General features: G+C 69.9%; 4 protein-coding genes. 2 read left to right on the top strand and 2 right to left on the bottom strand.

Annotation, left to right across the window (positions count from 1 at the left end; all coding sequences use genetic code 11):
- The first annotated feature begins 19 nt into the window (after positions 1–19).
- Entirely contained in the window at positions 20–751 is a 732-nt protein-coding gene (locus AB0F41_RS11175; RefSeq protein ID WP_357422679.1) for an ABC transporter permease, read from the top strand.
- 231 nt (positions 752–982) lie between these two features.
- Entirely contained in the window at positions 983–1,603 is a 621-nt protein-coding gene (locus AB0F41_RS11170; protein WP_357422678.1) for a TetR/AcrR family transcriptional regulator, read from the top strand.
- Between the two features lie 59 nt (positions 1,604–1,662).
- On the opposite strand, the gene AB0F41_RS11165 is transcribed toward AB0F41_RS11170, so the two are convergent.
- Positions 1,663–2,100, bottom strand: a complete 438-nt coding sequence (locus tag AB0F41_RS11165) for a holo-ACP synthase (protein WP_357422647.1) — start codon at positions 2,098–2,100, stop codon at positions 1,663–1,665.
- Positions 2,101–2,111: 11 nt separating this feature from the next.
- On the bottom strand, positions 2,112–11,420 hold the full coding sequence (locus AB0F41_RS11160; protein WP_357422646.1) for a fatty acid synthase subunit beta domain-containing protein: 9,309 nt from the start codon (positions 11,418–11,420) through the stop codon (positions 2,112–2,114).
- Positions 11,421–11,707 lie beyond the last annotated feature (287 nt).

Here is an 11,707-nt window from a genome sequence, read left to right as displayed (position 1 = left end):
CGCCCAGGACGCGGCCACCATGACCGGCCGCAATCTCCGCCACACCCTGCGCAGTCCCGATGCGCTGATCAGCACACTCGCACTGCCGATCATGATCCTGGTCATGTTCGTCTACGTCTTCGGCGGCGCCATGGACGTCGGCGGCGGCGCCTTCGTCGACTATGTGGTACCCGGAATCATTCTGTTGTGCGCCAGTTTCGGCGCGGCGACCACCGCGGTGAGCGTCTCCGTGGATATCACCGAAGGCATCGTGGACCGGTTCCGCACCATGGCCATCAGCCGATCCGCCTTCCTGACCGGTCACATCACCGAAAGCCTGCTCCGCAATATGGCGGCCACCGCGATCGTGGTGGGAGTGGCACTGGTGATCGGATTCCGCCCGACCGCCGACCCGCTGCACTGGCTCGCGGCCGCCGGCGTACTGGCGCTGGTGGTCCTGGCACTGTCCTGGGTGTCCGCGTGTTTCGGGCTCATCGCCAGTAGCCCGGAAGCAGCCAACGGGTTCACCATCTTCGCGATGTTCATCCCCTACGTCAGCAGCGCGTTCGTCCCCCCGGAGACGATGCCGGCCTGGCTGCGCGGATTCGCCGAGCATCAGCCCGTGACACCGGTCATCGAAACCCTGCGCGGCCTGCTGGTGGGCACGCCCATCGGCAACAGTGCCGTCCTGGCGCTCGCGTGGTGGGGTGGTATCGCGGTGGTGGCCTATATCGCCGCGCTGATCCTGTTCCAGCGGCGCACCCGGAGCTGAGGCGAACCCGCCGATCCGGCGGCCGCGGCGGCGCGCACCAGCGCTGTCGCGGGCCCCGGATCGGCGGGATCGCGGTGGTGAGACATGACAGACTCGCCGTCACAGTCGCACACTCTGCACCACGGACTTCGCGGTACCGCTAGCCTGGGACAGGTGAACGTACGCACAGAGGCCAGGGCGAAACGGCGTCCGGACCCTGCGCTGGAACTTCAGGACGATCCGCAGGAGCTGATGCCGCGTCGGCGTCCGACTCAGGAACGCAGTAAGCGGAAGTTCGACGCATTGTTGCAGGCGTCGCGGGAGCTGCTGGTGGAAGTGGGTTTCGAATCGTTCACCTGCGAAGAGGTCGCCGCCCGGGCCGAGGTCCCCATCGGCACCCTCTACCAATTCTTCGCCAACAAATATGTGATCGTCTGCGAGTTGAATCGACAAGATCTGGTGGCGGTGTCCCAGGAACTCGCGGACTTCCACGGTGAGATCCCGTCACTGGACTGGCTGCGGCATATGAACCAGTTCGTCGATCACCTGGCAAACCTCTGGATGACCGACCCGTCCCGCCGCGAAGTATGGCTGGCCATGCAGTCCACGCCGTCCACCCGGGCCACCGGCGCGATCCACGAGAAGGAGTTCGCCGAGGTCGTCTCCCAGATGCTGCGCCCACTGACGCCGCGGACTCCGCGCGCCCGGCGCACCATGATGGCCGAGGTGCTGGTGCACGTGGTGTATTCGATGATGAATTTCTCGGTGCAGGACGAACAGAGCCACGCCGACGCCGTCTCCGAGCTGAAACGACTCATGGTCGCCTATCTGCTGGTCGCCGAGAAGGAGTCCCGCTCGGCCAGCCAGCGCTGAACCGCCAACGAGAAGGGCCCGGAGCGTAGCGCTCCGGGCCCTTCTCGTATATATCTCGTTCAGTTCTCCGGCGACCGGCCCTCGATCAGATCGGCGAGCTCCCCCGGATCCTCCAGCACCACCATCGCGGCCGCTGTATCACCGTCGTGGGTGAGCGACAGATGGACCCGCACCCGGGGCAGGAACTCCGCGGCCAGGCCGTGCAATTTGATGCTCGGCCGGCCCCAGGCGTCGTTGACCACTTCGATCAGCGGATACGGGTTGTCCCCGATCTGCGGGCGGCGGGCGAAGCGCGACGATGCCCAGGCCTTGAGCACCGCCTCCTTCGCCGCCCACCGCGCCGCGTAACTGCGGGCCGGATCGGTGGCCTTGCTCTGGCAGTATCGCCGCTCACCGGCGGTGAAACTCTCCCGGAGCATGGTCGTTCCGGCACGGTCGAGCTGTTCGGCGAACTCGGAGATGGTCACCAGGTCCAAGCCGATTCCGATGATGGTCACAGTGGCGCAGCCTACGGCGTGACGGTCGCGTCGGCATCGGAACCGCCACCGGCGAACTGTCCGGTCTCGCAACCGGCTCCGCCGACCTGGTACACCCCGTCCGCGCCGAGCCGCGCCTGCTCGGAGAGCAGCACACCGGCCTCCAGGCCACGCACCTGCGCCGCCGGAGTGCCCTCGCCGCCGAAGCGCCGATCGGCCGGACGCTCGTAGAGCGCGGGGCCGCCGCACATGGCCTCGACGATGCGCTGCCGGCCCGCGAGCTGCCGCTCCTGTGCCCGGCGCTGGTACTCCGCCCGCCGGCTCGGTTCGATCGCCTGCACGAACGCCTCCGGATGCACCACCGCGAGCAGACCCGACACATGCCCGAACCCGAGCGAGGTCACCAGACCGGCCTTGAGCGGGAACCGGTCACCGAAGCGCAGCGCCTCCCGCAGCCAGACCAGATGCGAGTACTCCCGCATCTTCTCGTCCACGCAGTCCAGGCTCCGGTTCGGCGGCACCACGCCGTTTTCCAGCACCTGGCACAGGCCGATGAGCTGGAAGGCGGCGGCGCCGCCCTTGGCGTGCCCGGTCAGGCTCTTCTGCGATACCACGAACAGCGGTGCGCCCTCGGACCGGCCGACGGCGGCGGCCAGCCGCTCGTGCAGTTCGGATTCGTTCGGGTCGTTGGCCGCGGTGGAGGTGTCGTGCTTGGACACCACCGCGATATCGTCCGGTCCCACACCGAGTTTGCGCAGTTCCGCGGCGAACCGGGATTCCCGGCCGCCCCGGCCCGCACCCAGCGCGCCGAGCCCGGGCGCGGGGATGGAGGTGTGCACACCGTCGGCGAAGGACTGGGCGTAGGCGACCACACCGAGCACCGGCAGACCCAGTTCCAGCGCCACATCGCCGCGGGCCAGCAGGACGGTGCCACCGCCCTGCGATTCCACGAACCCGCCGCGGCGGCGGTCGTTGGCCCGGGAGAAGTAGCGGTCGCTGATGCCCTTACCGCTCATGACCGCGGAATCCGCGGTGGCCGACATATCGCCGAAGCCGACGATGCCCTCGATACCCAGATCGTCGAAACCACCGGCCACGACCACCTCGGCCTTACCGAGCTTGATCTTGTCGACGCCCTCCTCGACCGATACCGCCGCGGTGGCGCAGGCCGCCACCGGGTGCACCATGGCGCCGTAGCTGCCCACATAGGACTGCACCACATGCGCCAGCGCCACGTTGGGCAGCGCCTCCTGCAGGATGTCGTTGGGCCGCGATTCGCCGAGCAGGTTGTCGACGTAGAGCGACCGCATCGACGACATACCGCCCATACCGGTGCCCTGGGTGTTGGCGACCAGGCTCGGATGCACCCAGCTCATCAGCTCGGTGGGACTGAACCCGGCGCCCACGAACGCGTCGACCGTGCAGGCGATGTTCCACAGCGCCACCCGGTCGATCGAGGACGCCATATCCGCGGAGATTCCCCAGACAGTGGGATCCCAGCCGGTCGGGATCTGGCCGCCCACCGTGCGCGAGAGGTTCGCGCGCCGGGGCACCCGGATCTCGGTGCCGGCCTGCCGGGTGACCGTCCAGTCGCCGGAGTCGGCGACCGGGGTGATCACCGTGTGCTCGGGATCGGCGGCGAAAAAGGCCCGCGCCTCGGCCTCGCCGCCCACCGTGAACGACAGATCCTGGTCGAGGAATACCGAGGTCATCAGCGGGCTGCTGTTGTCGACCATGGCACCGTCGTCGGCGTAGCGGCGGATACCGCACCGCTCGACCACGGCGTCGTGGTACTTCTCGGCCAGCTCGTGTTCCGGGACGAGATCGCCGGATTCGCTGTCGTACCAGCCCGGTTTGGGATCGTTCTCCCAGGTCACCATGCCGGTGGTCCAGGCCAGTTCCAGGACGCCCGCCGCCGACAGTTCGTCGGAGACCTCCATTTCGAAGCGGGTGCGCGCCGAACCGTACGGTCCGAGTTCACCCGCGCCGACGATGACGACCATATCGGTGAGATCGGTGGTCACCGGGCCCCATTCGGGCACCGGCAGCGCCGAGGTCAGCGTCGGCGGGGCGGGCAACGCGGCGATCCGGGTGACGGACTGCTCGTCCGCCGCCTCGGCGGCCGCTTCCTCCGCCGCTTCCTGCGCCTGCTTCGCCAGTTCCGGGAGATCGAGGTTCGCGCCGGCCAGACCGCCGGTCAGGTCGACCTGCTGCGGTCCGGAGGTGGTCACCGTACGCGCCTGCGGGGTCGCCCATTTCAGCAGTTCGTCGGCGATCTCGGCGGTGGACCAGGTCTGCACCCCGGCCCGCTCGACGGCCTCGACCATCACATCGTTGTGGCCCATCAGGCCGGTGCCCCGCACCCAGCCGATCAGCGCGTGCACCAGGGTGACCCGGTTCGACCACGACTTCTCGGCCCGCCATTTCGCGACGACGGCGTCCAGCGCGGCCTTGGCCTCACCGTAGGCGCCGTCACCGCCGAAGAGCCCGCGGTTGGGCGAACCCGGCAGCACCACATGCAGTTTCGCGTCGACATCGTGATCGGCGCCCAGTGTGGACAGCCCGCCGATCAGCCGCTCGACCGACCAGAGCAGCACCCGCATCTCCATTTCGGCGCGGGCGCCGGCGTCGGAGAGGTCACCGGCCACCCGCGGCGCCGCGAACGGGAGCAGCAGGGTGGGGGTCAGCGCGTCCTTGGTCTTGATCTTGGCGCCGCCCGCGTTGTCCACCTGTTCGGTGCCCACCCACTCGATCAGCGCGTCGAGATCGGTGTAGGAGGCCATATTCGCCGGCACCACCCACAGCGCCGCGCCCTGACGGGCGTGGTCGCGGTAGAGGTCGCGGTAGAAACCGAGCCGGGTGTCGTCCAGGCGGGACGTCGTGACGACCACCGTCGCGCCCCCGGCGAGCAGCCGTCCGGTCACCGCGGCCGCGATGGAACCCTTGCTGGCGCCGGTGACGATCGCGATATCGGAGGACCACTCCCCCACCTGCTCGGTGTCCCGGGCCGCCGTGGCGATCCGCTCGTAGTGCCCGGCCAGTACCGAACGGGCCTCGTGCACCGCCCGCTGCCGCCACCAGTCCGCCTGTGCGGCAACGGCCTCGCCGGCACCGGCGAATCCACCGACCGGCAGTTGCGCGGTCTCGGCGTCCTCGCCCAGCCACAGCCGGGCCAGATCCTCGCGCGCGGTCGCCCAGCGGTCGTCGAGCAGTACCGCTTTGCGGCCGTCGAACGCCGGGGCCACCAGACGCGGCCAGTCCGAACCGAGTTCGGCCGACACCAGATCGACCAGACCGTCCTCGGTGGCCTCCGGGGCGGACACCTGCTCGCTCAGTCCGAGCTGTTCGAGCACCAGGCGCGCGGCCGAGGCCAGCACACCGTCCTTACCGGTGATCTGCTCGGTGAATTCGCCGAGCGCGGCCGCGTCCACGGTGCCGCCGCCGGACCCACCGGCGGACGGCAGCGATACCGCGACGCCGCGGCGGGCGGCCACCGACTGCACGGCGGCATCGACGGCCGCGTCCACGGCCGCGGCGTCGGAGAGCGCGCCGGATACCAGGCCGCCCAGATCGCCACCGCGAACGCTGGCGCCTTCACGGGTGCCCAGCGATACCTCGGCGGTGACGTGGCTGGCCCAGCCGTCGCCCAGTTCCCAGACCTTCTTCACCCGTTCGGCGATCGCCGCCGGACGTTTACCGGAGGGTCCGAACACCTTGCGGAGATGATCGTTGATCGAATCGGAGAGAACCGACCCGAACGGCTTGTAGGTGCGGGCGAGGCGTTCCACCGTGGCCGACAGCGCGCCCATATCGGCGTCGGCGGCTCCGTCGATCGCACCGAGGGACAGCTCGGAACCGAGATCCACCAGCAGCTGGTTACGCCGCGAGGACACACCGTCGCAGAGCCCTTCGATGGTGTCCACCGGGCCGATCTGATCGATCCGCAGCTTGGTCCACAGGGCGATCAGTACCCGGGTGGCGTCGGCGGCGGTGAAGGTGATGTCGTCCGGACGCGGCCCACCGCTCGGGGCCGCCGGTGCGGCGGCGGGCGCGGCGGCCGGAGCTGCCGCGGCGGCGGGCGCCTCGGCGACCTCTTCCACCGGGTCGTCCACCGGAGCCGGATCGGTATCGGTCGAGTAGACGATCCCGGCCTCGCGCTCGATATTGAGCACTTCCACGGTGGCGGTGCTGAAATCGGGCAGCTTCAGGGTCTGGCTCGCCAGGTTCGCCACCGTCGGGGTGGCGCCCAGGCCGACCTCGACGAAACGTTCCACACCCAGCTCACCGAAGAGCAGATCCTGGGTTTCGATCCAGCGGACCGGGCTGGCGAACTGCCAGGCCAGCAGTTCGATCAGGACCACCCGGCACAGTTCGCTGGGCCGTTGCGACCAGGAGTCGAAGTCGGCGAGGACCGCGGCCAGCGGTTCCGACGGCACCAGATCCGCGATCTCGGCGACGAATTCGCGCTCCAGCGAGAACAGGCGGGGTACCAGGTTCGGGATGTAGCGGCCGACCAGCACCTCCGGGCGCAGTTCCTCCGGCAGCAACTGCTCGAGTTTGCCCCGGAACTCCGGAACACCCTTGCGCAGCACGGTGGAGTGGAACGGCACATCGATCCCGGGGACCAGGATGAAGGCGCGTTTACCGCCGAATTCCGCGCGGCGCCGGTCGATTTCGGCTTCCAGCGCCTCCAGGCCCGCGACGGTACCCGCGATCGCGTACTGCGCACCCCGCAGGTTCAGGTTCACGACCTCGAGGAATTCCCCGGCCTGCTGCCCGACCGCGGCGACGAAATCGATCACCTCGTCGTCGGGCAGTCCGATCTGCGACGGCCGGATGGCGGCCATCCGGTAGTCGCTGCGGCCCTGGGAGTCGCGCGGGACCAGCTCGTGCATGGCGGATCCACGCTGGAACACCACCTCGAGGACGGCCTCGAGCGGCAGCACCCCGGCGACGGCGGCGAGCGCGTTGTACTCACCCACCGAATGCCCGGCCAGCAGCGAACCTTCCACGAAGGCACCGGCCTCGCGCAGCTCGGCGACCTGGGCGACCCCGAGGGTCGCCATCGCGACCTGGGTGAACTGTGTCAGGTGCAGCACACCGTCCGGGTGCCGGTGCTCCACACCGCGCGCCTTCAGATAGGTCGGGTTGTCGCGCACCACGGCGAGAATCGAGAAGCCCAGCGCCGCACGGGTGTGCTTATCGGCGCGATCCCAGATCGCCTTGGCGGCCTTGGAGCGGGTCCGGGCGTCCAGGCCCATACCCTTGCGCTGGATGCCCTGGCCGGGGAAGGCGTAGACGGTTTTCGGGGCGGCGGTGCGGCCGGTCGCGGTCATCACCAGATCGCCGCCGGTCCGGCAGGACACCTCGACGATCTCGTCGCCCGCGTCGACCGCGATCCGCTCGACCCGGACGTCGATCTCGGCGCCGGGCCGGACCATTCCGAGGAACCGGGTGGTCCACGCGGTCACGGTGCGCGCCGGCACCGTGGCCTGCGGGTCCACCGCGGAAACCGCATGCTGGGCGGCGGCCGACAGCCACATCCCGTGCACGATCGGGCTGCCCAGTCCGGCGAGTTTCGCCGCGGCGTCGCTGGTGTGGATCGGGTTGTGGTCGCCGGAGACCGAGGCGAACGCGGCCATGCTGCGGGGGGCGATCATGGTGGCGTCCCGGCGCCGGCGGCGCGGCGTCTCGGTGGCGCCGGCGCTCACGGTGCCCCCGGCACGCGGCGGATCGGTCAGCTCGCCGGCGCCGGTGCGGCCGCGGATCGCGAAACGCTCCGCCAGCCGGGCCAGCGGCACCACGTCCAGACCCTGGTCGCGCATCTCGCCGACCGTCACCTCGACCTCGACCACGCGGCCGAGATCGGTGTCGAGCACCGAACCGGATTCGGCGCGGACCACGAGAATGCTGGTGGCAGCGGGAAGTTCGCGCAGCAGTTCGATCCGATGGTCGAGGTGCACCAGATCGAGCATGCCCTCGATCACGCTCGCGCCGGGTTCGGTCCGCGCCGCGCCCAGAACCGCGAACACGGCAGGCCAGCAGGCGCCCACCAGGACGTCGGGCGCGGTCCGGCCCAGAGTGCTCAGTTCCGCGGGCAGCCCGGCGCCGGTGACTCCGGCGTGATCGGCGACCAGATCCGGCGTCCACGCCAGGTTGATGTGGGCGATATTGCCCTTCACCTCGGGCAGTGTCTGCCCGGCCGCCACCGCGAGCAGCGCCGACATGGCGGCGTCCGCGTCGGCTTCGGTCACCACGGGCGCACCGCCGTTGTACACCGACACCGGGACGGTGATCCGGATCCGCACCACATGTCCGGCGGACAGCGGGACGGTGAGCTCCACATACGAATGCTCGGGTTCGGGCCCCTCGGTCTCGACGAGGGTGGCGCCGGTCGGCGGATGGATCGCGCCCTTCTCGTCCACCGTCCATTCGTGCAGGTCGCCGAGCCGGTGCACGGGGTTCACGGTCGCCCGGCCGGACCAGTTCACATCCGGCGCGGCCAGCACCACGTCGATCGGCCCGCTGGTCACCGCGGCGACCCGGCGCGCGTCGACGGCCGCCGGTACCACCCCGTCCCGGACCAGCGTGTACGCCGCGTCCTGTTCGAAACGGTCCAGCAGTTCGCCCACGGGTTCGTCGACCCGGGTGATCCCGGCGACCGAAACGGTGCCCGGGATCACGCAGACCTGGTCGGCCGAGTAGCGCGGATCGTGCGCCTGCCACAGCGAATCGGAGCGCCACCAGCGCCGCACGTCCTGATCCACCACCGGCACGAAGTTCACCGGCTTGCCCGGGGTTTTGCACAGCGCCACGAAGAACGGCACATCGGCCGGATGCAGCAATGTCGCGGCGGCCGAGGGATACCGCTCCCCCAGCGTCGCGAGGGCGCGCGCCGGGTTCTCCAGATCCTCGTCCCCGAAGAGGGAGTCGATCTCGCCGCGGTCGGCGGGCGCGAGCCGGGCCTCGGCCCGGCGCAGCATCTCGGCGAACCGGTCGCGCCAGCTGATGTCCAGCCAGATCGATCGGGTGCATTCGGAGATCGTCTCGCCCAGATCGCTCCCGCAGTCGAAGTCCTGGCGGCTCTCCCGGCCGATCGCGAGTTCCACATAGCGCTCCAGCCACGCCAGGTAGCTCATCGCCGTCACATCGCCGAAGTACGGCTTCGCCGTCGCGTTCAGGGCCGCGATGATCTCGTCACGCCGCTGCGCGACCGCGTCCGCGTCCCCGGCGACCTCGTCGAGCAGGCGGCCGGTCCGCGAGGCGGCATTGTCGATCTCGTGGATATCGGCGCCCAGCTGGCTGCGGCCCGAGGCCATTCCACCGGTCGCGGTGCCGGCACCCACCCAGTCCGGGGTTCCGGGGGTGTCCACCAGGAGCTGTTTGACCTCCGGTGCGGTCGTCGCCTCCAGGGTCGCCATGGCGGCGGTGCCCACCAGCACACCGTCGAGCGGCATCACCGGGTACCCGTGTGCCGCCGACCAGGTGCCGGTCAGATATTCGGTGGCCCGCTCCGGGGTTCCGATCCCACCGCCGACGCAGACCACGACGTTTCCGTGGGCGCGCAGTTCGGCATAGGTTTCGAGGAGGAGATCGTCCAGGTCCTCCCAGGAGTGGTGCCCACCGGCCTTACCACCCTCGATATGCATGATCACCGGGTAGTCCGGGACCTCGCCGGCAATCCGGAGCACCGAGCGGATCTGCGCGACGGTGCCCGGTTTGAACGCGACGTGGCCGATCCCCACCTCGGTCAGTTCCTCGATCAGCGCGACGGCTTCCTCGAGCTCCGGAATACCGGCGGTGACAATGACACCGTCGAACGGAGCGCCCGCCGCGCGAGCCCGCTGAACCAGCCGTTTACCCCCCAGCTGCAGCTTCCACAGGTACGGGTCCAGGAACAGCGAATTGAACTGCACCTGCCGTCCCGGCTGCAGCAGTTTCTTCAGATCTTCCACGCGGTCGGCGAAGATCTGTTCGGTCACCTGGCCGCCGCCGGCCAGTTCCGCCCAGTGCCCGGCGTTGGCCGCGGCGGCGACGATCTTCGCGTCCACCGTGGTCGGGGTCATGCCCGCGAGCAGGATGGGCGAGCGTCCGGTGAGCCGGGTGAACGCGGTTTCCACCACGATCCGCCCGTTGGGCAGCCGCACCGGCACCGGCGCGAACGCCGACCAGGGCCGGGAGAGCTCGGGCGCCGCCCCCGGGGTCAGCAGGTTGCGCTGACCGGCCCGGGTGGCCGCCGCGACAACGCCCACCCCGGTGCCTTTGAGCGAATTACCGCTCACCCGTGACAGCAGATCGCCCGGACCGAGGTCCAGGATCCACTCGGCGCCCGCCTGCACCACGCCGTCGACGATCGACACCCAGTCGACCGGATCGACCAGGATCTGCCGGGTCAGTTCCCCGGCCAGTTCGGTGTCCAGACCACACTGGCCCGCCCACCCGGCGACCAGGTCGACCGTATCGGCCAGCGCGGGATGATGGAACGCCACATCGACGTCGAGATCCTCGAATACCGGCGCGAATACGGCACCGCCACGCTGTTTGGCGGACCGCTCCCGCTCCTGTTCGTCGTGCAGCTGCGCGCAGCGCTGCTGCACCCGGCGCAGCGCGTCCGGGGTGCCCGAGAGCACGACGCGACGCCGGCCGTTACGGATGGACAGCACCGGCGCGGCCGCGGGATCCATCCCCGCGGCGACCTCGGCGACCACGGTACGCAGCTGTTCCGGATCGGCCTGGGAGACGGCGACCATCGACGAACGCGCACCCACCGGCATCAGCCCGCGCCGGCGCGCGACCAGCCCCGCGGCCGCGCCGACCAGCTGGGCGATCGCCAGCAGCTCCGCGTCCCGCTGCCCCCGGGCCGCCACCGCGGCCGCGGCGAGCAGGCCCTGCGAATGGCCGACCACGGCGACCGGCGCGATTTCCGCCGGATCCAGCCCCTGCAGCCGCAGTGCCCGCAACGCGGCGAGCTGCGCGAGCAGCACACCCGGCATCGATACCGCCGCCGAGCGCAGCACGCGTTGCGGCGGCGCGTCGGAGGTTTCGGTCTCGTCGTCGGCGAGTTCGTCCTCCAGCATCCAGCCGACGGGGTCGAAGCCGACCGGTCGGACGGTCAGCAGCTGATCCGATACGGGCGCCAGCAGGGCGGCGGCCTCGTTCACCAGGGCGGTGAGTTCGGGTTCCAGGGCGGCGTCGCGGCCGATCTCGGCCAGCTCTCCCAGCCAGCTCGCACCCTGGCCTCCGAACGCCAGGGCATAGGGGGTTCCCTCCCGCAGACGGTCCAGCAACGGCGTGCGATTCGTCTCGGAGACAGACCTGCTCGCGGCCCCGGCCGCATTCATCCGGTTTCCGGCTCCGGACGCAGTGCTCTCGTTAATCGTCAAGACGCTTCGGCTCTCTCTCGTGGCGACATATCTTCGGAGGCTTCCCCGGCTCCCGGTCGGCGCGCGGACATGCCATGCCCGTCGGCTCGCTATCGGCGAGGATGCCACGAAATCATGAGGAAATCCTCACGTTTGGCTGCCCGTGCGCCACTTACCCATGAGTATTTCAGTACGGACGTACCAAATCGTGCCGAAATATGACCCTCCCTCATGTTTGAAGCCGCAGGTGAGGACACGTGCTTACC

This window comes from Nocardia sp. NPDC024068 (assembly GCF_040638875.1).
In the GTDB taxonomy this organism is placed as follows: domain Bacteria; phylum Actinomycetota; class Actinomycetes; order Mycobacteriales; family Mycobacteriaceae; genus Nocardia.
The sequence above is the reverse complement of the archived record's forward strand: the minus strand, read 5'-3'. Positions and strand labels throughout refer to the sequence as shown.

What these genes read in the sequence shown, in the direction of transcription:
- AB0F41_RS11175 (WP_357422679.1), top strand. Translation starts at nt 20, where the DNA reads ATGACCGGCCGCAATCTCCGCCACACCCTGCGCAGTCCCGATGCGCTG.
- AB0F41_RS11170 (WP_357422678.1), top strand. Translation starts at nt 983, where the DNA reads ATGCCGCGTCGGCGTCCGACTCAGGAACGCAGTAAGCGGAAGTTCGAC.
- AB0F41_RS11160 (WP_357422646.1), bottom strand. Translation starts at nt 11,420, where the DNA reads ATGAATGCGGCCGGGGCCGCGAGCAGGTCTGTCTCCGAGACGAATCGC.